Raw genomic sequence first — 24,676 nt, forward strand, 5'->3', positions numbered from 1 at the left:
ATATATGAGTGTTGGGGGGACAGCGCAATGCACAATATTTTTTTGAAAGACAAGGAAAAGTTAAAATCGCTCAAAATGATAGCGCCAGGAACGCCCCTGAGGGAAGGCCTTGAAAGCATACTCAGAGCGAAGACAGGCGCGCTTATAGTGGTTGGAGATACCGAAGACATACTCGAGATAGTCGAAGGCGGATTCAATATTAACGCTGAATTTTCGCCAGCCTACGTATACGAGCTTGCAAAGATGGACGGAGCAATAATCCTCTCAAGCGACGGGAAAAGAATATTAAATGCAAACACGCAGCTGATTCCCGACCCTTCGATATCATCAAAGGAAACCGGCATAAGGCACAGGACAGCTGAGAGGGTTGCAAGACAGACCGGTGGCATGGTTATTTCCATATCACAAAGAAGGAACATAATCACGCTCTACCAAGGCTATGCAAAATATGTCGTAAGGGAAACCTCGGAGCTTCTGGCAAAGGCAAACCAGGCAATTCAGACGCTAGACAAGTACAAGTCAGTGCTTGACCAAGGCATGATAAATCTTAGTGCGCTGGAATTCGAAGATATTGTAACGCTCTATGATGTTGTGACTGTAATCCAAAGAAATGAAATGGTTATGAGGATAGTCACAGAAGTGGAAAAGTATATCATTGAGCTTGGAGATGAGGGAAGGCTTGTCAGCATGCAGCTTGACGAGCTTGTGGGCAATGTCAAGGAAGACGGGAAGTTCCTCTTCAAGGATTACAACATAAAGCCGGGCATGAACTACAATGATTTCAAAAAGGAGATGAGAAGCTTCTCATCCGAGGAGCTTCTTGATCTCTCGAACATAGTCAAGCTTCTAGGATACTCTCAAATAACCTCGGATCTTGATATTTGCGTATACCCCAAGGGATACAGAATATTAAACAGGATACCAAGGCTTCCAGCCAGCGTAATAGAAAATCTAGTCTCGGATTTCATGAATTTCCAGGCTGTTTTACGTGCAAGCATAGAGCAGCTTGATGAAGTTGAGGGCATAGGTGAGGTAAGGGCGCAGTCCATAAGAAACGGACTCAGGCGCATACAGGAGCAGGTGCTTGTAGATAGGCATATATAGAGAAGATAAAAGGACATCCTGCCAAAGGCGGCAAGATGTCCTTAATTGTTAATTCGCTTATTTTGAAACTCACTAGAATTATAAAAGAGAGTATTTGCCCAGAGCGCCTATCTTGTCATGCTCTTTTTTGAGCATAGTCTCAAAATCGATATCGAGTATGTTGCACAGAGATGTCACATAAAAAAGATGATTGCCAAGCTCGGCTTCAATCACATCCCTGCAGTTTTCGCACAGCTCGCCTTCAACATGGCTGTTGAGATAGGACGAAAGCTCGCTGTATGTAATGTCGCTTGGTATGCTTTGTTTCTTTGCGGTTATCTCAATACAGCCGCAGTCTGTTGCTGACTTTACGATGGCTCTGTTAACCTTTGAGGCACTCTCTTGAAGCTTTGTAATAACGTCAAGTATGCTCTTGTGCCTAATCAGCGATTCGCTTACTCTTGTTTCGAAAGTATTGAAGTTGAAATCGGACATAATAAGACTCACCCCTAAAAATAAAATGTTTTCTATAATAATATTTTTGTCTGCTTATAATAAATTATAGTATCAAAGCTGTGATAGGTCAAATCTTGTTTAAAAATTTGATAGTTAATGATCTGGCAGGGTATATATACCCTGCTGAGCCTGGTTCAAAAACATTTTTGCGAATACAATAAAGGAATTATATAATTTTGACAAAAATGCCGGCTTGTTATAAAATTAGTATATTTATAAGATATAGGGAGGTGAAAACTTGATAGGAAGGATAATAAGGGGGCTTGCGGCGCTTATAGGTATAACTGTGGGAGTTGCCTTGTATTTTTACATTGTGAAATTTTTTCCTGCACTCATACAAGATTCGCAAATATATAAGATGCTTGGAGCGGCAATTTCAGGCGTTATAATGGGAATTATATTTTTCGTGGTATCTCCATGGCTCATAAAAGAGGGCAAGGACATGGCAAACTGGATTGAGGCGGAAATGTCAAAGCTTCCTCCAATGGAGATAATAATAGGCTCAATAGGACTTATAATAGGGCTTCTGATAGCGTACCTTGTAAGCCAGTTGCTTATCCAAATATCAGTGCCGGTGATAGGATCGACGCTCGCCGCGGCGGTATACATTTTCATGGGATATGTGGGCATGAACCTTGGACGAAGAATGGTTAACAAGAACAAGGAGGAGCTTTTCAACCTGGCTGGGGTGATAAGCAAGCTCAGCGCCAAGGAAAAGGAGGCAAAGGATAAGGAAAAACAGGCATCCGGAGCCACTCCTAAAATACTCGACACAAGCGTCATAATAGACGGAAGGATACTCGATATTTGCAAGACTGGATTTATAGAAGGCAAGCTCATAGTTCCGGTATGCGTTCTAGAGGAGCTAAGGCATATTGCCGATTCTTCGGATGATCTAAAGCGTGTAAGAGGCAGAAGAGGACTTGACATACTAAACAGCCTTCAAAAGGAGACTGACGTCGAGGTTGAGATATTCGAAAAGGATTTTGAGGATTCAATGGAGGTTGACAGCAGGCTGCTCAAGGTTACAGAACTCCTTGGAGGCAAGGTGCTGACAAACGACTACAACCTCAACAAGGTGGCGCAGTTCCAGGGCGTAAAGGTGCTCAACATCAACGAGCTGGCAAATGCGGTTAAGCCTGTGGCGATCCCGGGAGAGCAAATGACTGTCCAGATTGTAAAGGAAGGCAAGGAATCTGGTCAGGGAGTGGCATATCTTGACGATGGCACCATGATAGTAGTAGAGGGCGGCAAAAGATACATGTCAAAGACGATTGTGGTAATTGTAACTTCGGTGTTGCAGACTGCAGCGGGAAGAATGATATTTGCAAGGCCAAATGAATAATGAGATTTTGGAGGCACGTCATATAGACGTGCTTTTTTTGTCTGATAGCCAGCAATAAATTGTTTCCTTGAAGTTAAACTAATGTATAAATAATGTAAGCGGCTTATTTCAATTACAGAGAAGAGGTGGGCAAATGGACAAGCGACACTTGAATAAAAAGGAATACGACCTCATAGAGAAAGAAGTGGGTTATTACGCTGAAAATGGCATTATAAACAATGCGCAAAGAGAAGAGATAATCTCGCTCTACAGCATAGGGAGGGATTTGAACTTTGTAAGGATACTTGTGACAGTGGGCTCTATACTCATAGGCTTGGGATTCCTGTCTTTCGTTGCAAGCAACTGGAAGAGGCTTGACGAATTCATGAAGTTTGCCATAATGTTTGGCGCATTCATGGCGTCAATGGGGGCTGCATACAAGCTTGAAGAAAACCACTTCAGAATAGGAAGGAGCATAATATACATTTCGGCGCTCGTATACGGTGCGGGGATATTCCTTGTAGGGCAGACATTCAACCTTGGGGGACATTTCACGAGTGCATTCCTAATGTGGGGTATAGGGATACTGCCAATGGCGGTGCTTTTTTCAGACAAGCTGCTTTTCATATTTTCGCACATACTCTTTATTGTATATCTGAATGGACTTTATGGATACTATACGTTTCCGTATCTGATGGTGCTTATATTACCTTTGCTCTATTACCTGGACAGATATTTGGGCAATTCAAAAATCGGAACATTCTTTACAAATGTGCTCCTGATAAACTCCATTATAACTATGGGGTATAAATTCAATTTTGAAGGTGTATATACAGGTATTTTAGTGTTTGCGGCGGGTGCAGCCATGTACCTTTTCTGCAAAAGAGACTACAATCCCGGCGTATTCAGGGTATCAGGCCTTATAACAATGGGGCTTTCGGGTATATTCCTGACGTACAAGGAGGTATGGCAGGAGCTTTCATATGTTGGCAGACCTGAAGAGTTAGCCATTGCAATAGGCATAATGCTTATACTGGCATTTTTGTGGCTGACATCAAAGGGCAATATAACGGCGCTTGTGTTTGTCTGTTTGATAATACTGCGATACTATTTTGATGCACTCTACGATTTCATGCCCAAGTCACTTTTCTTCACAGGCGGAGGGCTCATACTCATTGGCTTTGGATATTATTTTGAAAGAATGAGAAGGAGAGATGCAGAAAATGGACAGAATGAGTAAAAACAAAAGATACCTGCTTGCAGCAGCCGTGCCGATAATAATTCTGCTCTGCATGCTAGCGGTCCCTCTTTCGGTAAGGTTCATGGGAACGGATATTCTCGTCGAAACGGAGCCATACGATCCAAGGGACATATTCATGGGCGATTATGTATATCTGAGCTACAAGATATCACAGGTAGATATAGATAAATTTCCGGAAGAGCTTATCAGGGAAAAAGACGTTAAAAAGCTGGAAAAATTCAGGGGGCATCCAATATATGTGCTGCTCAAAAAGGACGGAAAATTCCATGTGGTAGACAAGGTGCTGCTCGAGAAGCCCAGTGAAGGAATATATCTAAGAAGCAGGCTCGAGGACATGTATGTTTTCATATATAGGGCTGAAAATCTCGACAGGCTTGGGCGCATTCCACAGTATACAACAAAGGAAGAATTGGATTATTATACCAAGGTATATCTTGATTACAATATGGAAAGATACTATGTATCTGAAAACACCGGCAAGAAGCTGGAAGCCATGTCAAGAGCGGGAGCGCTTGTGGCAAGGGTAAAGGTATACAAGGGATATCATCTGCTGGAAGAACTATTCCCTGAAGAGACAATGAACGGAGCAGCCGTGCAGTATTGACAGTTAGATGGTATAATTAAATACTGTGCAGAAAAATGTGATTTGCAAATGAAATTTCAGGTGGAGGTTTTATAAAAGATGGAGTTATTGGCAATTGTAATATCATTGGCGCTTTCGTTCATACTGGGTTCGATACCCAGCGGCTATTTGATAGTGAAAAAATTCAAGGGAATCGACATAAGAAAGGTGGGCAGCGGCAACATAGGCTCTACAAATGTAAAGCGGGGTGCCGGAAAAGGCTTCTCGATTGCAACACAGGCCGCCGATGTTATCAAGGGCGCCGTTGCCGTTCTTGTGGCCATGGGGTTTTACAAATTTTTCGATATAGGCATGGACAGGAATTTTTTCCTGGCTATGAATGCGTTCGTGGCAATACTAGGGCATGACTACACGCCTTTTTTGGGATTCAACGGAGGCAAAGGCGTGAACACTACTTTGGGCGCATTCGTGCTCATTGAGCCGATAGCGGTGTTTACGGGGGTTGCACTATACTTTGTGCTTGCCAAGGTTACAAAGATAGTTTCAATCCGTTCGATGAGCCTTGGAGTAACACTGTTTCTAGTTACTTTAATAAAGGGTAGTCCTTTCGGAAACGTAATATTCACTCTGCTTGCGGCGTTGCTTATGCTCTACAGGCATGAGGAAAATATAAAAAGACTTATTCGTGGAGAGGAAAAGTAGTGGGAGTGATTAAGCCGTGAACAGTGTTGTGATTGTAGGTGCGGGCAAGGGAAAGAGAATGAAAAGCGACATCAACAAGGTCTATCTGAGAGTCGCCGGCAAGCCCGTGCTGCAGCTTACCATAGAAAAATTCATGTCAATGGACGAGATAGACGAGCTTGTCGTTGTAATATCAAGAGACGACGAGGAAATCTTTGGAGAAATGCAAAGAAGCATTTATATTTCAAAGCCCCTCAAGATTGCATATGGCGGGGCTGAGAGACGGGATTCTGTATACAACGGCCTGAGACTAGTCGACACTGCATGTGATGTAGTGTTGATACACGACGCGGCAAGGCCGCTTGTAGATAAGGCGGACGCAATAAAGAGCATAGAGTGCGCACGGGAAAATGGAGCATGCGCACTTGCCGTGCGAGTCAAGGATACCGTAAAGATAGCAGACGATGAGGGCTTTGTGGAGTCAACTCCTGAGCGTGATAAACTGTGGGCCGTGCAGACGCCACAGACCTTCAAATACAAGCTCATAATGGAAGCATATAGAAGGTCCATTGAAGAAGGTCTGATGGCAACGGACGATTGCATGATGGCCGAAAGCGCAGGCTTTAGGGTGAAGCTTGTAGAAGGCTCGTATGAAAACATAAAGATTACAACGCCAGAGGACATGCTTTTTGCAAAAGAGATACTAAAGAGGATGTGATTTTGTGAGAGTAGGCATAGGCTATGATGTGCACGTACTTACGGAGGGAAGAAAGCTGATAATCGGTGGCGAGGAGATAGAGTTTGAAAAAGGCCTGCTCGGCCATTCAGATGCGGATGTGCTTGTGCACGCTATAATAGACGCATTGCTTGGCGCGGCGGCTCTTGGCGATATAGGAAGCCACTTTCCCGATTCAGACATGGCGTACAAGGGCATAAGCAGCATGGAGCTGCTAAGGCATGTTGCGCGCACCATAGAGGGCAGTGGCTACAGTGTGCAGAATGTAGATTCAACCGTTATAGCTCAAAGGCCAAAGCTAAGGCCGTATATAGACAGCATGAGAAAAAACATTGCAGCCGCGCTTTCGATAGATATCGGCAGAGTGAGCGTCAAGGCCACCACCTCAGAGGGTCTTGGTTTTGAAGGCAGGCAGGAGGGCATATCGGCACAGGCGGTGGCGCTGTTGACACACAGGGGTATTTAGTGTATAATTAAGCAGCGAAATATCAAAAGCATTGAAGGGGAACAGTAAAAAGGCAGAGCTTTAAAGAGAGGAGGCCGCATGGTGAAAGGCTTTCAGGAGTGCTCCTTTTGAACCCGCCCCGGAGCTGGATTGCTGAAAATAAGTAGGCAATTCCGTGGAAGACGCGTTAAGTCGAAAAAGAGGGTGCAGAAGCAGCTGCGCCAATTAGAGTGGTACCGCGAACCGGGCTGTTCGTCTCTATTTATTTTTGAGATGGGCAGCTTTTATTATGCCCATAAATCAACTGAACGGTCTGAAAACCAGATATTTTTTTGAGGAGGAGTATATATGAGCAAGAAGAATGAAAAGCAGTTTGTTGAAGACATAACACCTATGGAGGTGGATTTTCCAAGGTGGTATACGGACGTTATAACAAAGACAGACCTTGTGGACTATTCACCGGTGAAGGGCTTCATGGTTATAAAGCCTTACGGCTATGCGCTTTGGGAAGGAATACAGCAGTATGCAGACAGAAGATTCAAAGAGACAGGGCACAAGAATTGCTACTTCCCGCTGCTTATACCTGAGAGCCTTTTGAAGAAGGAAGAGGAGCACGTTGAAGGTTTTGCTCCAGAGGTGGCCTGGGTTACTCACGGAGGAGAAGAGGAGCTTGCTGAAAGGCTTTGCGTAAGGCCTACGTCAGAGACTATAATATGCCATATGTATGCCAAATGGCTCAACTCATACAGAGATCTGCCATACCTGTACAATCAGTGGTGCTCTGTCGTCAGATGGGAAAAGAGCACAAGGCCGTTCCTTAGAACCTCTGAATTCCTCTGGCAGGAAGGCCACACGCTTCATGAGACATATGAAGAGGCCCAGCAGGAAACGCTTCAGATGCTCGGAATATACAAGGAGCTTTGCGAGGAACTCCTGGCAATACCTGTCGTATGCGGAAGAAAAAGCGACAAGGAGAAGTTCGCAGGAGCCGAGGCGACATATACAATAGAGGCTCTTATGCATGACGGAAAGGCGCTTCAGTCGGGAACGAGCCATTTCCTTGGACAGCATTTCTCGAAGGCGTTTGAAATACAGTATTCAGACAGGGACGGCAATCTGGCCAATCCATACCATACGTCATGGGGAATATCAACAAGGCTAATAGGCGGAGTCATAATGGTTCACGGTGACAACAGGGGACTTGTGCTGCCTCCGAGGCTGGCGCCTATACAGGTCGTTATAGTGCCAATAGCTGCTCACAAGGGCAATGTAATGGAGACTGTAGACCGCGTGTTTGACGAGCTCAAGGCCGCGGGAATAAGGGTGGAAGTCGATGACAGGCCTAACTACAGCCCTGGTTGGAAGTTCAACGAGTGGGAAATGAAGGGTGTGCCTGTAAGGCTTGAGATAGGGCCTAAGGACATAGAAAAGGGTCAGGCGACAGTGTGCAGAAGGGACAACCTGGAAAAGAGCCAGCTTGAGCTTGAGAACATAACAGAGAGTATAAAGTCGTTGCTTGATAATGTGCATGAGAGCATGCTGGCAAATGCCCTGAAAATGAGGGAAGAAAAGACAAGCGTGGCAAGCGACATGGAGGAACTCAAGAAGGTGCTTGAAGAAAAGCCGGGTTTTGTAAAAGCCATGTGGTGCGGAGACAGGGCCTGCGAGGACAAGATAAAAGAAGAGACGGGAGCCACAATAAGGTGCATGCCTTTCGAGCAGGAACAACTATCCGACAGATGCATATGCTGCGGAGAAAAAGCTGATAAAATGGTGTACCTGGCAAAGGCGTATTAAAAGACAATCACGGGCGGCGATGGGAGCCCATATGACCAAGAGGAGTGATTTTATGAAGCTGGGTAGCTTTTACACAAAGACATACAAGAGCATGCCTTACGACATTCAGTTTCAGTCGTCGCACCTGCTATACAGAAGCGGACTTGTAAAGCTATCGGATGATGGGAGCATGTGCTATTCTCCTATGGGCGCATTATATGCAAAAAAACTTGAGCATTCAATACGGGAGCGGCTGCGCGGCTTCATGGAGTTTGGACTGGCAGGAGGAGAAAAGGAATGTCTTGCCATGTACCACCAGGAGCTAAAATCGTACAAGCAGCTGCCGCTTAAGCTGTTTCATGCAACTACTTTTGAAAATGATGACTACAAGCTCAAGGAAGGCCTGTTCAACCCAAGGCTGTTTACGAATTTTGTATTCACTGCATTTGCAGGCGAGCAGGCGGCAGCAGAGATAGGCAAGGAACTTGCCGATGCTCTGCAGGGGCTGTTTGGCGAAGTGGGGCTTGAGCTGCAGCTGCTGGATTCAGATGGAATGACAAGCCTTGTATGGAAATCGGAGTTGCCGCTTAAGCAGTTTTTAAAGTGCAATAGTTGCGGCTTTGGCGGCGATGCCCGGCATATTAAATCCGGGGCGCACAAGGCTAAGGAGAGCGAAGAACTGCTGGGATCCGAGCTTGTACACACGCCTTCGGTTGGAAGTATTGCGCAGCTTGAGGAGTTCTTCGGGGCCTCGGCAACAGGCTTTATAAAGACGCTTATATTTGAGGCCGGAGAAAAGACGGTAGCCGTGCTTCTTAGGGGCGACAGGAACATAAGCATAGGGCTGCTTGCCAAGCATCTGGGAATAGATCCGATGGAAATCAAAATGGCAAGCGAAGACAAGGTGATGGAGGCTACGGGAGCCAGCGTGGGATTTGCCGGGCCTATAGGGCTAAGGGCTGACATGTTGCTTTGCGATGAAGAGGTCATCCATCTTAAAAATGCCGTGTGCGGAGCCAACAGGACCGACTATCACATAAAGAATGTCACATTCGGCAGGGATTTCAAGCCGGATGCCGTGGGCGCATTTAAAGAGGCGAGGCCGGGCGATCTATGCCTTTATGACGATGGAACACTCGAAGCTTTAAACGGCATCGAGATAGCAAGCATAGAAATAAAGGAGCTTGGGAGCGCATATCTTGATGAGAATTCGAAGGAGAAAAGGCTCTGGAGCGTAAGCGCCAGGGTATGCATGGAAAGGCTGATCTCGGCCATAGCCGAAGAGAATATGGACGAGTCTGGGGGAATGGTATGGCCGGTGGCATGCGCGCCGTTTGAATACTATGTAATAGCGGGCAATGTCAAAAAGCCTGAGGAGCTCCAGCTTGCAGAGGCCGCGTACAATCGCATTCTAGAAAGAGGCAGGAGCGCAGTGCTTGACGACCGAAGCGAGCGCATAGGCTCCAAGTTCATAGACTGCGAGCTGTTGGGAGTAAGAGGCGTAGTCGTTGCAGGAAAGCTTGCAAGCCAGGGCATGGTCGAGGTCAGGGACAGGAAGAGCGGCTCTACATGTGAAGCATCGATAGAGGAGCTTGCGGATAATCTATATTAGCAGAGCTTTTGGATTGAATTGCAGGTGCATTTATAATATATTTGATATGAAAAATATGAAAATTCCATATGGATTTTAGGAGGATAAAGAATGAGTGTTAGAGTTAGATTTGCGCCAAGTCCCACGGGATTTGTACACATAGGAAGCCTCAGAACGGCCCTTTACAACTACCTGTTCGCAAAAAAGCACGGCGGAGAGTATATACTGAGGGTTGAGGATACAGACAGGACTAGGTATGTCGAGGGAGCCATAGAAGGCATGCTAAGCGCCATGAAATGGGCCGGCATAGAGCATGACGAAGGAGTTTGCCTTGACGAGAACGGGAAATTATCTCAAAAGGGTGAATACGGACCTTATATGCAGTCGCAGAGGCTGGACATATACAAAAAATACGTGGATGAGCTTCTTGACAAAGGGCATGCATACTACTGCTTCTGCTCCAAGGATAGACTTGACACGTTAAGAGAGATACAAAGGGCTGAAGGCAAGATTCCAAGATATGACGGATATTGCAGAGGACTCTCCCGGGAGGAGGCTGAAAAGAGGATAGCCGCAGGCGAGGACTATGTCATAAGGCTAAAATTCCCTGCCAACCATGAAATAGTGTTCGATGACATGGTAAGGGGCAAAGTGAGCATGAATACTGCAGACCTCGACGACCAGGTGCTTATAAAAAGCGACGGCTTCCCTACATACCACTTTGCTGTGGTTGTAGATGACCATCTCATGAAGATAACGCACGTAATAAGAGGGGAAGAGTGGATAGCGTCAACACCTAAGCACGTATACATGTATGAGGTGTTTGGATGGGAGGCGCCTACTTTCGTGCACCTTCCAAACATTCTAAACTCAGAAAAGAAAAAGCTCAGCAAGAGACAGGGCGATGTTGCGGTAGAAGACTTTGAAAACAAAGGCTACCTGCCTCAAGGTCTTGTAAACTATATTGCGCTTGTTGGATGGTCGCCTGAAGACAACAGGGAGATTTTCTCAATGCAGGAGCTCATAGATTCATTCTCGGTTGAAAGGGTTTCGCGAAGCGGCGGAGTGTTCGACACAAACAAGCTCAACTGGATAAACCAGCACTACATGAAGGAAGCAGATGACGAATATCTGGCTGACTTGGCAGTGTCTTTCATTGAGGATTCAGGCGTGCTCAAGGGAGAAGAGCTTGACAGGTACAAGCTCGTGAAGATGATGGCGATTGTGAAGGAAGGACTTCAATATATGGCACAACTTCCTGAAAAAATTTCAATATTCTTTGGAGATGACGTAAAGCCTGAAGGAGAAGAGGTTCTGGAGTTCTTAAAGCTAGAACACATGCCGACGCTACTCGGAGCGCTTGAAGAAAAGATTAAAGCGGCCGATGAAGTTAGCAGCGATTTTGTAAGCGCCATGTTCAAGCAGATTCAAAAGGAATACGGCATAAAGGGCAAGAATCTTTTCATGGGCACAAGAGTCGTGCTTACCGGACAGATGCATGGACCGGAGATTCCTCACGTTGTAGAGATACTTGGCAAGGAGAGGGTTTTGAAAAGAATAGGGTACGTAAAGCAAAATCTTATATAAATAATAGGCCTCCTGGGTATTTGAGCACTAGGGGGCTTTCTTCATGTAAATATGTAAATCTGTAGAAAAAAAAATAAAAAGGATGTAAAATGATGTTATATGATTCAAAGCTGTCTTGCGAATATAAAAAGAGGTGATTAGCATATGAAGCTTTACAACACGCTTACTAGGCAAAAGGAGGAATTTATCCCCCTGGAAGAAGGAAAGGTCAAGATGTACTCGTGCGGGCCGACTGTATACAACTTTTTTCATATAGGCAATGCAAGGCCGTTTATAATGTTCGATGTGCTTAGAAGATACCTGGAGTACCTGGGGTATGATGTTAAGTTCGTTCAGAATTTCACTGACGTGGACGACAAGATAATTCAAAGAGCCAACGAGGAGGGCATTTCTCCATTCGAAGTAGGTCAAAAATATATAGACGAATATTTCATAGATGCTGATGGGCTTGGAATAAAAAGAGCCGATGTGTATCCGCGAGTTACAGAGACTATTGATGATATAATTGAATTTGTAAAAGGGCTGATAGAAAAAGGCTATGCCTACGAGGTGAACGGAGACGTATACTATGATTCCCATAAGTTTGGCGATTACGGCAAGCTTTCTGGGCAGAACCTAGATGAACTCGAGATTGGAGCCAGAATCGACATAAATGAAAATAAAAGGCACCCTGCGGATTTCGTGCTCTGGAAGGCTAAGAAAGAGGGCGAGCCGGGGTGGATGAGCCCATGGGGAGAGGGCAGACCAGGCTGGCACATAGAGTGCTCGGTAATGTCTAAAAAGCACCTCGGAGAGACTATAGACATACACTCGGGCGGACAGGACCTTATATTCCCTCATCACGAGAATGAGATAGCGCAGAGCGAGGCTTTCAGCGGAAAGCCGTTTGCGAAATACTGGGTGCACAATGGATATATAAACATAAACAACGAGAAGATGTCAAAGTCAAAGGGCAACTTCTTTACGGTGAGGGACATATCAAATCAAATAGACCTGGAAATAGTAAGATTTTTCATGCTTTCTGCTCATTACAGGAGTCCTATAAACTACAGCGAAGAGCTGCTCATGCAGGCAAAGGCTGGACTTGAGAGGCTCTACAACACAAAAGAGAAGCTTCAATTCATGATTCAAAACGCTACTCTCGATGCTTCTCCTGCCGACAGCGAGCTCATAGCAGAGCTTGAAGGCTTCAAGGAGAGATTTAAGCAGAACATGGATGACGACCTAAATACGGCAGATGCTATAAGCGTCATATTCGAGCTTTCAAGATTCATTAATACAAAGCTTGACGAGGCTGTAAGTCGTGAATTTATGGAGAAATCAATGGAGCTTTTCAAGGAGCTCACAGGAGTGCTCAACATAGTATGCAAGGATAGTCAGGATGAACTGCTTGACGAAGAAATCGAGTCGCTCATACAAGAAAGGCTTGACGCCAGGAAAAACAAGGATTTCAAAAGATCAGACGAAATAAGGGATTTGCTCAAGGAAAAGGGCATAGTGCTTGAAGATACAAGGCAGGGTACAAAATGGAAAAGAGCCTAGGGGTACAGGCCAGGTCAGCGGTGCTCTCGCCGCTGATGCTGGCCTACATGGGGGACTGCGTATTTGAAATACATGTACGCAAATACCTCATAGACAAGTACGGAGATATAAAGGTGAACGACATACACAAGAGGGCTACAAGTTTTGTAAGGGCAAAGGCTCAGGCTATGGCAGTGATGGCTTTAAAGGACCAGCTGAGTGATCAGGAGTGGACAATAGTCAAAAAGGGAAGAAACCAAAAGAGTGCGACAATGCCCAAAAATGCGGATGCCACAGACTACAGATATGCAACGGGGTTTGAGGCTCTCATTGGGTATCTTTATCTCAACGGCCTTACTGAAAAGCTGGATGAAGTCATAAAAAAGAGCATAGAGCTTATAGAAATGCAAATTTCATAGTCAATCGGACATGTCAAGAACATGATGCTGACATAATTGAAATGTTGGAGTTGCAAGCCGCATTATGCGGTATAGAAAGGGATGTGGAAATATGAAGGTAAGGCTTATAGAACATACGCCTAATCCTGACAAGGTGGTGGCCATAGCGGCAAAGCTGTGCTACTCGAGAGCAGGAGTTGACGATATAGAAAAAAAGCTCAGCGATGAGGAGACTGAAAGGTTTGTACAAATGCTTGTGGACATGAGGCATGAATCGCCGCTTGAGCATGTAAGCTTTACGTTTGCAGCAGAGGGGATATCAAGGGCATGTACCCACCAGCTTGTAAGGCACAGGATAGCAAGCTATTCCCAGCAAAGCCAAAGATACGTAAGGCTCGAGCAGTTTGAATATATACTGCCTCCGGCAATAGAAGCAATACCTGAAGCTGCCGAAAAATTCAAAGAGGCGATGGAGTCAGACCAGCGCACATACAATGAAATAGCTAAGATTCTATTTCAAAGATACTATGATGAAATGATGGCTGGCGGAATGAGCGAAAAAAAGGCAAAAGGCGCAGCAGAGAAAAAAGCTATAGAGGACGCCAGATATGTATTTCCAAATGCATGTGAAACAAAGATTGTGCTGACTATGAACGCAAGGGCGCTGCTTCACTTTTTCAACAAAAGGTGCTGCGAAAGGGCGCAATGGGAGATAAGGGACATGGCTGACTGCATGCTTGCAGAGGCCAAGAAGGTGGCTCCTTTTATATTCAAGAATGCAGGCCCGGGCTGCGCATACGGACCGTGCCCTGAAGGAGCCATGAGCTGCGGGAAGGCCACAGTCATGAGGGAAAAGTATAGAAATTTATAATCGGTACGCGCCGGCTATTATGGCGTGGGAGGAGAAAAGCTTTGAATAAAATAGAAGGTAGAAATCCTGTAATAGAGGCTATAAAGGCAGAACATGAAATAGACAGCATAGTTATAGCTAGTGGTGCACAGGGCTCTGTCAAAAAGATTGTCGCCATGGCAAAGGAAAAGGGTATATTAGTTAAGTATGCTGACAAGAAAAAGCTTGACGAGCTTGCCCCGGGAGAAAATCACCAGGGTGTTATTGCATTTGTATCTGAATACGGCTACAGCGAGCTCGAAGATGTGCTTTCAAAGGTGGAAAAGGAAGGCAGAGCGCCTTTTATAATAATACTCGACGGCATAACAGATCCTCACAATCTGGGTGCTATAATAAGGACGGCAGATGCTTCGGGCGCAGATGCAATAGTAATACCCAAAAGAAGAAGCGTAGGAATAACATCAACGGTGGTCAAGTCGTCGGCGGGTGCCGTGGAATACGTACCGGTATGCCGTGTTACGAATCTGGTGAATACTATAAAAATGCTAAAGGAAAAAGGGGTTTGGATTGCGGCTTTAGATATGGGAGGACAGCAGCTTCATAAGTCCAATCTGAAAGGTTCCATAGCTCTTGTGGTAGGGAGCGAAGGGGAAGGCGTATCCAGGCTTGTCAAGGAAAATTGCGATTTTTCGGTGAGCATACCTATGAAGGGAAGGGTGTCTTCGCTGAATGCGTCTGTGGCTGCAGGCGTTGTTATGTACGAGGTATTAAGACAAAGAGGCGATAGCGAGGGATAAAGTTGAAGGAGTATCTTGTCATAGACGGGTATAACATAATAAATGCATGGCAGGAGCTAAAAGTCATATCCAAAACAGACCTTGAGGCGTCCAGGGACAGGCTTGTTGAAATAATGCTTGAATACTCGGCTTTCAGCGGAGTGGAGGTTATAATAGTATTTGACGCCTACCGCGTAAAGGGCGGCAGCGAAGTTGAGATAAAGCATCCAAAGGTTACCGTCATATACACAAAGGAGAACCAGACTGCCGATTCATATATAGAAAAAGTCATAGGTGAGCTTGGGAGACACTCCCTTATAAGGGTTGCAACAAATGATGGCGCGCAGCAGCAGATAGTGCTTGGTAGGGGCAGTGCAAGGCTTACAGCCCGTGAACTCGAAATACACATACAAAACTTCAAAGGGAATATGAAAAAAAGAACTAAAAATACAGCCATAAAAATGACGCTTGCAGATCGCTTGAAAGACTTGGACGAAGAAGCTTTTTTGAAGCTCGAGAGCATGAGAAAAAAAGGATGAGTTCAAGGTATTGACTTTATAATGAGCCAATAGTAAAATATTAAAGATAGTGCGCCCACGTGGCTCAGTCGGTAGAGCGTCGCCTTGGTAAGGCGGAGGTCGGCGGTTCGAGTCCGCTCGTGGGCTCCAAAAGAGAAAGCTATAAAATATTGAACGCATGAAGCGGTTTTAATAAGAAGGAGGAAGAATAAAATGGCAAAAGCTAAATTTGAAAGAACTAAACCACACGTTAACATTGGAACAATAGGACACGTTGACCACGGTAAAACAACACTAACAGCAGCAATAACATACACACTGCACTCAAGATACGGAACAGGTGAAGCAGTAGACTTTGCAAACATAGACAAGGCACCAGAGGAAAGAGAAAGAGGAATCACAATATCAACATCACACGTAGAGTATGAGACACCAAACAGACACTACGCGCACGTTGACTGCCCAGGCCACGCCGACTATGTTAAGAACATGATAACAGGAGCAGCGCAAATGGACGGAGCGATACTAGTAGTATCAGCAGCAGACGGTCCAATGCCACAAACAAGAGAGCACATACTTCTATCAAGACAGGTTGGAGTACCATACATCGTAGTATTCATGAACAAGTGCGACATGGTAGACGACGAAGAGCTTCTTGAGCTAGTAGAAATGGAAATAAGAGATCTTCTAAGCGAGTACGACTTCCCAGGAGATGACACTCCAATAATAAAAGGATCAGCCCTAAAGGCACTAGAAGATCCAAGCAGCAAGTGGGGAGATGCAATAATAGAGCTATTCGAAGCTATAGACAGCTACATTCCACAGCCAGAAAGAGCGGTTGACAAGCCATTCCTAATGCCAGTAGAGGACGTATTCTCTATAACAGGAAGAGGAACAGTTGCAACAGGAAGAGTTGAAAGAGGAATAGTAAAAGTACAAGACGAGGTAGAAATAGTTGGACTATCAGAAGAGCCAAGAAAAGTAATAGTAACAGGCGTAGAGATGTTCAGAAAACTTCTTGATGAGGCACAAGCAGGAGACAACATAGGAGTGCTTCTAAGAGGAGTTCAAAGAGACGAGATAGAAAGAGGCCAGGTACTAGCTAAGGCTGGAACAATAAAGCCGCACACAAAATTCAAGTCAGAGGTATACGTTCTTAAGAAGGAAGAGGGCGGAAGACACACTCCATTCTTCAACGGATACAGACCACAGTTCTACTTCAGAACAACAGACATAACAGGATCAATCGGACTACCAGAAGGCGTAGAGATGGTAATGCCAGGAGACAACATAGCTATGGAAGTTGAGCTAATAGCACCAATAGCTATAGAAGAGGGACTAAGATTCGCCATAAGAGAAGGCGGAAGAACAGTAGGAGCAGGAGTAGTTGCTTCTATAGTAGAGTAATAAATTCTCATAAAGAAGGCATAAAAGAGAAGGAATACTTTTCCTTCTCTTTTTTAACTTATATTCAAGCACTTCGAGATTTGAATGCCAAAAATAATCGAAGCTAAAGATTGACACGAGGTTAAAAATATGGTAGATTTTATGGGTAGCGTTTTATAATGGCATATATAGTGGTCAGAAAAAAATAGATACTAGACAAACAAACTAGGGTTTAGCGGCAGAAAGTTAGGAGGTGCTTTACATGAGAGTTAAAATAACTTTAGCTTGTACTGAGTGCAAGCAGAGAAACTATAACACTACGAAGAACAAAAAGAACAACCCAGACAGAATGGAAATGAGCAAGTACTGCAAATTCTGCAGGAAGCATACTCTTCACAAAGAAACAAAATAAGGATGTGAACAATATGGCAGCCCAGGTTAAAACTGGCAACAGTGAGTCCGGAGCCGGATTCATCAAGGAAGTAAGAGCTGAGCTGAGTAGAGTTCACTGGCCAAATAAGAGGGAACTTACCAGATATACTACTGTTGTACTTATGGTAAGTACATTCATAAGCCTTGTCGTTTGGTTGCTCGACTCGGGATTGGGCTTTTTATTGAAATTCATAGTGAAGCAATAGTAACTAAAAGGAAAGAAGTCGCCTTTTAGGAGAAAGGATGACTAGTATTATGCCTAATAATGAGGAAAAAGCTAAATGGTATGTCGTGCACACATATTCAGGGCACGAAAACAAGGTAAAGGCAACCATTGAAAAGACAGTAAAGACCAGAAACATGGAGGACTATATACATGATGTAGTCGTACCTACTGAAGAGGTTGTAGAGATAAAGGATGGCAAGAAAAAGATTAAGTCCAAGAAGAAATTTCCTGGATACGTGATGGTTAAGATGCTTATCACCGACGAATCTTGGTATATAGTAAGAAACACAAAGGGAGTGACAGGTTTTGTCGGCCCCGGTTCCAAGCCAGTGCCTCTTTCTGATGAAGAAGTCGCAGCTATGGGTGTGGAAAAGATAATGCCAAAGATAGATGTTGAAGTGGGAGATGTCGTATCCGTCAAAAATGGACCTTTTGAAGGCTTCATGGGCAATATTCAAGAGATCAATTTTGAAAGACATGCAGTTAAAGTCCTTATCTCAATGTTTGGTAGAGAGACTCCGGTAGAACTGGGGTTTGACCAAATAGAAAAAATGTAAGCAATAATTAATTAATTAATAATTCGATACAGGGAGGTGTACTAAATGGCTAAAAAAGTAATTGGTCAGATAAAATTGCAAATACCTGCAGGCAAAGCGACTCCAGCACCACCAGTTGGTCCAGCTCTAGGACAGCATGGTGTTAACATAATGCAGTTCACAAAAGAGTTCAATGCCAAGACTGCAGATCAGGCTGGTCTTATAATTCCTGTTGTAATATCAGTTTATCAGGACAGATCATTCTCATTCATAACAAAGACTCCGCCGGCTGCAGTACTTATAAAGAAGGCGTGCAAGATAGAGTCTGGTTCAGGCGAACCTAACAAGAAAAAGGTTGCAAAGATAACAACAGCACAAATAAGAGAAATAGCTGAACTTAAAATGCCAGATCTTAATGCTACTGACGTAGAAGCGGCTATGAGCATGATAGCTGGAACTGCAAGAAGCATGGGCGTTGAAGTTATAGACTAGTTTTATCTATAGTGTGGGAGGCTAACAAACCGCTATTACCACAAGGAGGAATATAAAATGGCTAAAAAAGGCAAGAAGTATATAGAAGCAATTAAAAAGTTTGACAAAAACACTTACTATGACGCTTCTGAAGCTCTTCAAATAGTTCTTGATTGTGCAAGTGCTAAATTTGACGAGACTGTAGAAGTTCACCTTAAGCTCGGCGTTGACTCAAGACACGCAGACCAACAGGTAAGAGGAGCTGTAGTGCTTCCTCATGGAACAGGTAGAGTTAAGAAGGTGCTTGTGTTTGCAAAGGGAGAAAAAGCCAAAGAGGCTGAAGCTGCCGGAGCAGATTTTGTTGGAGAAATGGACCTTGTAAACAAGATACAAGGCGAAAACTGGTTTGACTTTGATGTAATAGTTGCTACTCCTGACATGATGGGTCTTGTAGGTAGACTTGGTAGAGTTCTTGGACCAAAAGGCCTTATGCCAAACCCAAAATCAGGTACAGTTACATTCGACGTTGCAGCTGCAGTTAACGACATTAAAGCTGGTAAGGTTGAATATAGATTGGATAAGACTAATATAATCCACGTTCCTATAGGAAAAGTTTCATTCGGCAAGGAAAAACTGTTCGAGAACTTTGAAGTTCTGGCTGATGCAGTTATAAAAGCCAAGCCATCCGCTGCAAAGGGACAGTACATGAGATCAACTACTGTATCTAGCACAATGGGACCTGGAGTAAGAATAAATCCAAACAAGATAGCAGAATAATTGTTGACAAGCGAAAAATACTATAGTATACTTCATTTGTTAAACAGTTAAATATTTTCAAATATATATTCAAATGCCGCAGACAGCAGGTGCATACGCTTAAACATGCCTGCCGAGGAAGATAGTTTTGATACTAGATATTGAAATTATAGCCCTTGTATGTCTGTGTGCATGCAAGGGCTTTTATAATTAAAACGGCAAAGCTTGCTTTGCCGGAGTAGCCAAAGGAGGTGGACGGTTAGTGTCTAAATCAGCAGTGGAAATCAAAGCAAAAGTAGTAAGCGAAATAACAGAGAAATTCAAAGAGGCATCTTCACTAGTAGTAGTTGACTATAGAGGGCTTAAGGTTGAAGAGGCTAATGAACTAAGAGCCAAATTCAAAGAAGCTGGATGCGACTACAAGGTTTACAAGAATACTCTTGTAAGAAGAGCTGCAAAAGAGCTTGGATATGACCAACTTGATGAGGTGAATCTAGTGGGTCCAAACGCTATAGCTTTCGGCTATGCAGATCCAGTTGCACCTGCAAGAATACTAAGTGACTTCATGAAAACTCATCCTGCGATAGAGCTTAAGATGGGTATAGTTGAAGGTGAATTCTACGATGCGGAAAAAGTTAAAGCCCTGTCGGAAGTACCTTCAAGAGAAGTGCTTATTGCAAAACTTCTTGGAAGCTTCAAGGCTCCGCTATCAAACTTTGCATATCTTTTGGATGCAGTTGCAAAGCAAAAGGCGGAAGCAGGCGAGCAATAATTGCCGCTTGAGATTGATGCATGTTTTACCAAACTAATAATTTAAATGAAAATTTAATCGGAGGTGTCTTTAAATGACTATAGAACAAATACTAGAAGCTATAGAGAACATGAAAGTACTTGAGCTTAACGAGTTAGTTAAGGCTGCAGAAGAAAAATTCGGAGTATCTGCTGCTGCTCCAGTAGCTGTTGCAGGAGCTGTTGCTGCTGAGGCTGCTGAAGAGAAGACAGAATTTGATGTAATACTTGCTGATGCTGGTGCTCAAAAGGTTAAAGTTATAAAGGTTGTTAGAGAGCTTACTGGTCTTGGACTGAAAGAAGCTAAGGATCTTGTTGACGGAGCGCCAAAAGCAGTTAAAGAAGGAGCTTCTAAAGATGAAGCTGAAGATATGAAAGCTAAGCTTGAAGAAGTAGGAGCTAAAGTAGAAGTTAAGTAGTGAATATTAAATTAAAAAGGTGCCTTAACATTAAGTTGGCACCTTTTTTTATTCCAGTAAAATTCAAAGTGCGTCTCTAATTGCAAACGCTTGATGGAGACGCACTTTGAATTTTGCCGGGAAATAAAAAATAAAAACGTGTTGACTTGTCGCGCGGGATATGATAACATGTTTTAATGCGTACAATGGATAATTCTGTCGTAAATCATGCATGCAAAATATTAACATAGATTTATTTATTAGGAGAGGTGAAAAATTGATGCCATTTCCACATCCTGTAAACACTGGAAGAAGGGCTAGGATGAGTTTTTCAAGGATACCAGAGGTAGCGCAGCTACCCAACCTTGTGGAAATCCAGCTTGATTCCTACAAATGGTTTTTGGAGGAAGGTCTCAGAGAGGTATTCGAGGATGTCTCGCCAATTGAAGATTATACTGGAAACCTTTCACTTCATTTTGTTGACTATTCCATAGGTGAAGCAAAATATGACGTTGAAGAGTCAAAAGAAAGAGACGTTACTTTTTCAGCACCGCTGAAAGTCAAAGTGAGGCTTGAAAACAAGAACACTGGTGAAATAAAAGAACCGGGAAAAGATGTATTCATGGGAGATTTTCCTCTTATGACTGAAAAGGGAACTTTCATAATTAACGGCGCAGAAAGAGTAATAGTCAGCCAGCTTGTAAGATCTCCGGGAGTATACTTTAGTGAAGAAAGGGACAAGGCGGGCAAGAAGCTTGTTTCATCCACTGTTATCCCAAACAGGGGAGCATGGCTTGAATATGAAACGGATTCCAACGACATAGTGTCTGTAAGGGTTGACAGAACCAGAAAGCAACCAATAACAGTGCTGCTGAGGGCATTTGGATTCGCAAGCGACATAGAGATAATAGAGCTTATAGGAGAAGATGAAAGACTCCTGTCTACTCTTGAAAAGGATAACACAAAGAATAGGGAAGAGGCGCTGCTTGAAATATACAAGAAGCTAAGACCAGGCGAACCACCTACGGTTGAGAGCGCAACATCGCTTATTAACGCATTGTTTTTCGACCCTAAAAGATACGACCTTGCAAAGGTTGGAAGATATAAATTCAACAAGAAGCTTTCAGTAGCCCACAGGATTAAAGGCAGGGTTGCAGCGGAAGACGTGGTTTCTTCAGAAACGGGAGAAGTGTTTGTAGCCAAAGGCGAAAAGATATCGCTTGAGAATGCATTCGAGATACAAAATTCCGGAATAAACGTTGTGAAAGTTTACGGTGAAGAAGGCAAGGAAATAAAAGTAGTAGGCAACAACTTTGTGGATATGAGGGCTTTTGTGGATTTTGAAATCGAAGGGTTCAATCCCAAGGTAAAAGTCCATTATCCAACACTCAAGGAAATACTCGATGAGTGTTCAAGCAATGAAGAAATAGCGGAGGCTTTCAAAAGGAACAAAAGAAGACTCGTTCCAAAGCACATAATACTAGACGATATCATAGCTTCTGTAAGCTACCAGTTCAACCTGTTCCATGGGATAGGGAATATAGACGACATAGACCACCTGGGCAACAGGAGGGTAAGGTCGGTAGGCGAGCTTTTACAGAACCAGTTCAGAATAGGCCTTTCAAGAATGGAAAGAGTAGTAAGGGAAAGAATGACGATTCAGGACACTGAAAATACTTCTCCCGAAGCGCTCATAAACATAAGACCAGTGGCTGCCGCCATAAAGGAATTCTTCGGAAGCTCACAGCTTTCACAGTTCATGGACCAGACAAATCCACTATCAGAGCTTACACACAAAAGAAGGCTTTCGGCTCTTGGACCAGGAGGTCTTTCAAGAGAGAGAGCAGGCTTTGAGGTAAGAGACGTTCACCACTCGCACTACGGCAGAATGTGTCCTATAGAGACTCCTGAGGGTCCAAATATAGGCCTTATAAACTCACTTAGTACCTTCGCAAAGATAAACGAGTATGGATTCATTGAGTCTCCATACAGGAAGATAGACAAGCAAAGAGCCGTGGTTACTAGCACTATAGACTATCTGACGGCAGACGAAGAGGACCTTTACGTAAGAGCCCAGGCAAATGAGCCGCTCGACGAGGAAGGCAGATTCGTCAATGAAAGAGTAACTGCAAGGACTATAAATGGTGAGGCCGAGCTTGTAAAACCTGAAAGCGTAGACTACATGGACGTATCTCCAAAGCAGGTTGTGTCGATAGCGACAGCAATAATTCCATTCCTTGAGAATGACGATGCCAACCGTGCGCTGATGGGATCGAACATGCAGCGTCAGGCTGTACCTCTTATAAGAAGGGAAGCGCCTGTAATAGGAACGGGAATGGAAGGCAAGGCGGCTATAGATTCGGGCGTATGCGTAATGGCAAGAAATTCAGGAGTCGCGGAAAAGGTTACTGCAAATGAAATAGTGATAAAAAGAGAAGATGGGCAAAGAGACAGATACAAGCTGCTTAAGTTCAAAAGATCAAACCAGGGCACATGTGTCAACCAGTCTCCTATAATAAATAGCGGCGATATCATAACAGCAGGCGATGTCATAGCAGACGGGCCTTCTACAGACATGGGTGAGTTGGCACTTGGCAGAAACTGCAGAGTCGCATTTATGACATGGGAGGGCTACAACTATGAGGACGCCATACTTCTCAACGAAAGGCTTGTAAAAGAAGACAGGTTATCGACGATACACATAGAAGAATATGAGGCTGAAGCCAGAGATACAAAGCTAGGCCCTGAAGAGATAACAAGGGACATCCCTAACGTTGGAGAGGATGCAATCAAGAATCTTGACGACAGGGGAATAATAAGAATAGGTGCAGAAGTCCAATCGGGAGACATACTTGTCGGTAAAGTTACGCCAAAGGGTGAGACTGAGCTCACTGCAGAAGAAAGGCTTCTAAGGGCCATATTCGGAGAGAAGGCAAGGGAAGTAAGGGATACATCCCTTAAGGTTCCTCACGGAGAAAGTGGAATAATAGTTGACGTAAGAGTATTTACAAGGAAAAACGGCGACGAGCTTCCTCCGGGAGTAAACGAGCTTGTAAGGGTTTATATAGCGACTAAAAGAAAGATAAACGTCGGCGACAAGATGGCAGGACGCCATGGAAACAAGGGTGTAATCTCAAGGATACTTCCGGAAGAAGACATGCCTTTCATGGAAGACGGTACGCCTGTTGAAATAGTCTTGAATCCTCTGGGCGTTCCATCGCGTATGAACATAGGACAGGTGCTAGAAGTCCACCTTGGACTTGCAGCCAAGAAGCTGGGATGGCATGTGGCAACTCCGGTATTCGACGGAGCAAACGAGAAGGACATTGAAATAGCGCTTGAACAAGCCGGGTATCCGCAGGACGGAAAGCTTATGCTGCGTGACGGACGTACGGGAGAGCCTTTCGATAACAGGGTAACAGTTGGATACATGTACATGCTGAAACTCCACCACCTTGTAGACGACAAGATACACGCCAGATCTACAGGACCATACTCGCTTGTAACCCAGCAGCCGCTTGGCGGAAAGGCGCAGTTTGGAGGACAGAGATTCGGAGAGATGGAGGTTTGGGCTCTTGAGGCATACGGAGCTGCACATACTCTTCAGGAGATCCTTACAGTTAAATCAGATGACGTCGTAGGACGTGTGAAGACATACGAAGCCATAGTCAAAGGGGAGAACATCCCTGAGCCTGGAATTCCTGAATCTTTCAAGGTTCTTATAAAGGAGCTTCAGAGTCTTTGCCTCGATGTTAAAGTTCTTGAGGCTGACCAGGAGATAGAAATCAAAGAGTCTATAGATGATGAAGAAATCTCTATGGAAGGCGAATTTGAATATGTGCGTGATGTTAATCTTGAAGAAACCATGGTAATAGAAGAAGGCGAACAAGAAGAAGACTTAGAAGAAGACTTAGAAGAAGACGCTGACGAATTTGAAGATGATGACCTGGACCAAGAATTTTTCAAGGCTGACATTGAAGAAGAAGATGATGATGAGTTTTAATTAACCCCAAGTCAATCTATCATAGAAGGGAGA

The 24,676-nt window shown here is 44.2% G+C and carries 25 protein-coding genes, 1 tRNA gene and 2 other annotated features; of the genes, 25 read left to right on the top strand and 1 reads right to left on the bottom strand.

Annotated elements, in window-relative coordinates; translation table 11 throughout:
* The first annotated feature begins 27 nt into the window (after nt 1-27).
* Nucleotides 28-1,104, top strand: coding sequence for a DNA integrity scanning diadenylate cyclase DisA (gene disA, locus EAL2_RS00580; RefSeq protein WP_025434503.1), 1,077 nt, complete (start codon nt 28-30; stop codon nt 1,102-1,104).
* 78 nt (nt 1,105-1,182) lie between these two features.
* Here disA and EAL2_RS00585 read toward each other — a convergent pair whose 3' ends face one another.
* Nucleotides 1,183-1,578, bottom strand: coding sequence for a nucleoside triphosphate pyrophosphohydrolase family protein (locus EAL2_RS00585; protein ID WP_025434504.1), 396 nt, complete (start codon nt 1,576-1,578; stop codon nt 1,183-1,185).
* 259 nt (nt 1,579-1,837) lie between these two features.
* Here EAL2_RS00585 and EAL2_RS00590 point away from each other — a divergent pair, with 259 nt between their 5' ends.
* From EAL2_RS00590 to rpoB, 24 genes are all read left to right on the top strand, one after another.
* Entirely contained in the window at nt 1,838-2,944 is a 1,107-nt protein-coding gene (locus tag EAL2_RS00590) for a PIN/TRAM domain-containing protein (RefSeq protein WP_025434505.1), read from the top strand.
* 133 nt (nt 2,945-3,077) lie between these two features.
* Nucleotides 3,078-4,163: a DUF2157 domain-containing protein gene (locus EAL2_RS00595; protein ID WP_025434506.1), complete on the top strand. Its 1,086-nt coding sequence runs from the start codon at nt 3,078-3,080 to the stop codon at nt 4,161-4,163.
* Complete coding sequence (locus tag EAL2_RS00600; protein ID WP_025434507.1) at nt 4,147-4,788, top strand: GDYXXLXY domain-containing protein; 642 nt, start codon at nt 4,147-4,149, stop codon at nt 4,786-4,788. Before EAL2_RS00595 ends, EAL2_RS00600 begins: the two co-directional genes overlap by 17 nt.
* A 78-nt stretch (nt 4,789-4,866) precedes the next feature.
* Nucleotides 4,867-5,469: a glycerol-3-phosphate 1-O-acyltransferase PlsY gene (plsY, locus tag EAL2_RS00605; RefSeq protein ID WP_242842473.1), complete on the top strand. Its 603-nt coding sequence runs from the start codon at nt 4,867-4,869 to the stop codon at nt 5,467-5,469.
* Nucleotides 5,470-5,485: 16 nt separating this feature from the next.
* Nucleotides 5,486-6,166, top strand: coding sequence for a 2-C-methyl-D-erythritol 4-phosphate cytidylyltransferase (ispD, locus tag EAL2_RS00610; protein WP_025434509.1), 681 nt, complete (start codon nt 5,486-5,488; stop codon nt 6,164-6,166).
* 4 nt (nt 6,167-6,170) lie between these two features.
* Complete coding sequence (gene ispF, locus EAL2_RS00615) at nt 6,171-6,650, top strand: 2-C-methyl-D-erythritol 2,4-cyclodiphosphate synthase (protein WP_025434510.1); 480 nt, start codon at nt 6,171-6,173, stop codon at nt 6,648-6,650.
* 22 nt (nt 6,651-6,672) lie between these two features.
* Nucleotides 6,673-6,892: a binding site (T-box leader), on the top strand.
* 85 nt (nt 6,893-6,977) lie between these two features.
* Nucleotides 6,978-8,426 (top strand): proline--tRNA ligase, encoded by a 1,449-nt coding sequence (gene proS / locus EAL2_RS00620; RefSeq protein ID WP_025434511.1) that lies wholly within the window; start codon nt 6,978-6,980, stop codon nt 8,424-8,426.
* 52 nt (nt 8,427-8,478) lie between these two features.
* Nucleotides 8,479-10,017: a YbaK/EbsC family protein gene (locus EAL2_RS00625; protein ID WP_025434512.1), complete on the top strand. Its 1,539-nt coding sequence runs from the start codon at nt 8,479-8,481 to the stop codon at nt 10,015-10,017.
* 90 nt (nt 10,018-10,107) lie between these two features.
* A complete protein-coding gene (gene gltX / locus EAL2_RS00630; RefSeq protein WP_025434513.1) occupies nt 10,108-11,583 on the top strand; it encodes a glutamate--tRNA ligase in 1,476 nt (491 codons plus the stop codon).
* A 144-nt stretch (nt 11,584-11,727) separates the two neighbouring features.
* Entirely contained in the window at nt 11,728-13,125 is a 1,398-nt protein-coding gene (gene cysS, locus EAL2_RS00635; protein ID WP_025434514.1) for a cysteine--tRNA ligase, read from the top strand.
* Nucleotides 13,110-13,523 (top strand): Mini-ribonuclease 3, encoded by a 414-nt coding sequence (locus EAL2_RS00640; protein WP_025434515.1) that lies wholly within the window; start codon nt 13,110-13,112, stop codon nt 13,521-13,523. Before cysS ends, EAL2_RS00640 begins: the two co-directional genes overlap by 16 nt.
* A 91-nt stretch (nt 13,524-13,614) precedes the next feature.
* A complete protein-coding gene (gene thyX / locus EAL2_RS00645) occupies nt 13,615-14,373 on the top strand; it encodes an FAD-dependent thymidylate synthase (RefSeq protein WP_025434516.1) in 759 nt (252 codons plus the stop codon).
* A gap of 41 nt (nt 14,374-14,414) precedes the next feature.
* Nucleotides 14,415-15,149 (top strand): 23S rRNA (guanosine(2251)-2'-O)-methyltransferase RlmB, encoded by a 735-nt coding sequence (rlmB, locus tag EAL2_RS00650; protein WP_025434517.1) that lies wholly within the window; start codon nt 14,415-14,417, stop codon nt 15,147-15,149.
* A gap of 2 nt (nt 15,150-15,151) precedes the next feature.
* Entirely contained in the window at nt 15,152-15,667 is a 516-nt protein-coding gene (locus EAL2_RS00655) for an NYN domain-containing protein (protein ID WP_025434518.1), read from the top strand.
* Between the two features lie 53 nt (nt 15,668-15,720).
* Nucleotides 15,721-15,796, top strand: a tRNA-Thr gene (locus tag EAL2_RS00660).
* Between the two features lie 63 nt (nt 15,797-15,859).
* Nucleotides 15,860-17,053: an elongation factor Tu gene (gene tuf, locus EAL2_RS00665; RefSeq protein ID WP_025434519.1), complete on the top strand. Its 1,194-nt coding sequence runs from the start codon at nt 15,860-15,862 to the stop codon at nt 17,051-17,053.
* 241 nt (nt 17,054-17,294) lie between these two features.
* Nucleotides 17,295-17,444 carry a 50S ribosomal protein L33 gene (rpmG, locus tag EAL2_RS00670; RefSeq protein ID WP_025434520.1) on the top strand — a complete coding sequence of 50 codons (150 nt, stop codon included), beginning with the start codon at nt 17,295-17,297 and terminating at the stop codon, nt 17,442-17,444.
* A gap of 13 nt (nt 17,445-17,457) precedes the next feature.
* Complete coding sequence (gene secE, locus EAL2_RS00675) at nt 17,458-17,670, top strand: preprotein translocase subunit SecE (protein ID WP_025434521.1); 213 nt, start codon at nt 17,458-17,460, stop codon at nt 17,668-17,670.
* A 49-nt stretch (nt 17,671-17,719) separates the two neighbouring features.
* Nucleotides 17,720-18,247: a transcription termination/antitermination protein NusG gene (nusG, locus tag EAL2_RS00680; protein ID WP_025434522.1), complete on the top strand. Its 528-nt coding sequence runs from the start codon at nt 17,720-17,722 to the stop codon at nt 18,245-18,247.
* Nucleotides 18,248-18,292: 45 nt separating this feature from the next.
* Nucleotides 18,293-18,718 carry a 50S ribosomal protein L11 gene (gene rplK, locus EAL2_RS00685; RefSeq protein WP_025434523.1) on the top strand — a complete coding sequence of 142 codons (426 nt, stop codon included), beginning with the start codon at nt 18,293-18,295 and terminating at the stop codon, nt 18,716-18,718.
* A gap of 57 nt (nt 18,719-18,775) precedes the next feature.
* Nucleotides 18,776-19,474, top strand: coding sequence for a 50S ribosomal protein L1 (rplA, locus tag EAL2_RS00690; protein ID WP_025434524.1), 699 nt, complete (start codon nt 18,776-18,778; stop codon nt 19,472-19,474).
* Between the two features lie 58 nt (nt 19,475-19,532).
* Nucleotides 19,533-19,670, top strand: a sequence feature (ribosomal protein L10 leader region).
* A gap of 45 nt (nt 19,671-19,715) precedes the next feature.
* Nucleotides 19,716-20,225, top strand: coding sequence for a 50S ribosomal protein L10 (rplJ, locus tag EAL2_RS00695; RefSeq protein WP_025434525.1), 510 nt, complete (start codon nt 19,716-19,718; stop codon nt 20,223-20,225).
* A gap of 73 nt (nt 20,226-20,298) precedes the next feature.
* Entirely contained in the window at nt 20,299-20,661 is a 363-nt protein-coding gene (rplL, locus tag EAL2_RS00700; protein WP_025434526.1) for a 50S ribosomal protein L7/L12, read from the top strand.
* Between the two features lie 259 nt (nt 20,662-20,920).
* Nucleotides 20,921-24,643 carry a DNA-directed RNA polymerase subunit beta gene (rpoB, locus tag EAL2_RS00705; RefSeq protein ID WP_038602115.1) on the top strand — a complete coding sequence of 1,241 codons (3,723 nt, stop codon included), beginning with the start codon at nt 20,921-20,923 and terminating at the stop codon, nt 24,641-24,643.
* The last annotated feature ends 33 nt before the right edge of the window (nt 24,644-24,676 follow it).

This window comes from Peptoclostridium acidaminophilum DSM 3953 (assembly GCF_000597865.1).
Classification (GTDB): domain Bacteria; phylum Bacillota; class Clostridia; order Peptostreptococcales; family Peptostreptococcaceae; genus Peptoclostridium_A; species Peptoclostridium_A acidaminophilum.

What these genes read in the sequence shown, in the direction of transcription:
- disA (WP_025434503.1), top strand. Translation starts at nt 28, where the DNA reads ATGCACAATATTTTTTTGAAAGACAAGGAAAAGTTAAAATCGCTCAAA.
- EAL2_RS00585 (WP_025434504.1), bottom strand. Translation starts at nt 1,578, where the DNA reads ATGTCCGATTTCAACTTCAATACTTTCGAAACAAGAGTAAGCGAATCG.
- EAL2_RS00595 (WP_025434506.1), top strand. Translation starts at nt 3,078, where the DNA reads ATGGACAAGCGACACTTGAATAAAAAGGAATACGACCTCATAGAGAAA.
- EAL2_RS00600 (WP_025434507.1), top strand. Translation starts at nt 4,147, where the DNA reads ATGGACAGAATGAGTAAAAACAAAAGATACCTGCTTGCAGCAGCCGTG.
- plsY (WP_242842473.1), top strand. Translation starts at nt 4,867, where the DNA reads ATGGAGTTATTGGCAATTGTAATATCATTGGCGCTTTCGTTCATACTG.
- proS (WP_025434511.1), top strand. Translation starts at nt 6,978, where the DNA reads ATGAGCAAGAAGAATGAAAAGCAGTTTGTTGAAGACATAACACCTATG.
- EAL2_RS00625 (WP_025434512.1), top strand. Translation starts at nt 8,479, where the DNA reads ATGAAGCTGGGTAGCTTTTACACAAAGACATACAAGAGCATGCCTTAC.
- gltX (WP_025434513.1), top strand. Translation starts at nt 10,108, where the DNA reads ATGAGTGTTAGAGTTAGATTTGCGCCAAGTCCCACGGGATTTGTACAC.
- cysS (WP_025434514.1), top strand. Translation starts at nt 11,728, where the DNA reads ATGAAGCTTTACAACACGCTTACTAGGCAAAAGGAGGAATTTATCCCC.
- EAL2_RS00640 (WP_025434515.1), top strand. Translation starts at nt 13,110, where the DNA reads ATGGAAAAGAGCCTAGGGGTACAGGCCAGGTCAGCGGTGCTCTCGCCG.
- thyX (WP_025434516.1), top strand. Translation starts at nt 13,615, where the DNA reads ATGAAGGTAAGGCTTATAGAACATACGCCTAATCCTGACAAGGTGGTG.
- tuf (WP_025434519.1), top strand. Translation starts at nt 15,860, where the DNA reads ATGGCAAAAGCTAAATTTGAAAGAACTAAACCACACGTTAACATTGGA.
- rpmG (WP_025434520.1), top strand. Translation starts at nt 17,295, where the DNA reads ATGAGAGTTAAAATAACTTTAGCTTGTACTGAGTGCAAGCAGAGAAAC.
- secE (WP_025434521.1), top strand. Translation starts at nt 17,458, where the DNA reads ATGGCAGCCCAGGTTAAAACTGGCAACAGTGAGTCCGGAGCCGGATTC.
- nusG (WP_025434522.1), top strand. Translation starts at nt 17,720, where the DNA reads ATGCCTAATAATGAGGAAAAAGCTAAATGGTATGTCGTGCACACATAT.
- rplK (WP_025434523.1), top strand. Translation starts at nt 18,293, where the DNA reads ATGGCTAAAAAAGTAATTGGTCAGATAAAATTGCAAATACCTGCAGGC.
- rplA (WP_025434524.1), top strand. Translation starts at nt 18,776, where the DNA reads ATGGCTAAAAAAGGCAAGAAGTATATAGAAGCAATTAAAAAGTTTGAC.
- rplL (WP_025434526.1), top strand. Translation starts at nt 20,299, where the DNA reads ATGACTATAGAACAAATACTAGAAGCTATAGAGAACATGAAAGTACTT.
- rpoB (WP_038602115.1), top strand. Translation starts at nt 20,921, where the DNA reads ATGCCATTTCCACATCCTGTAAACACTGGAAGAAGGGCTAGGATGAGT.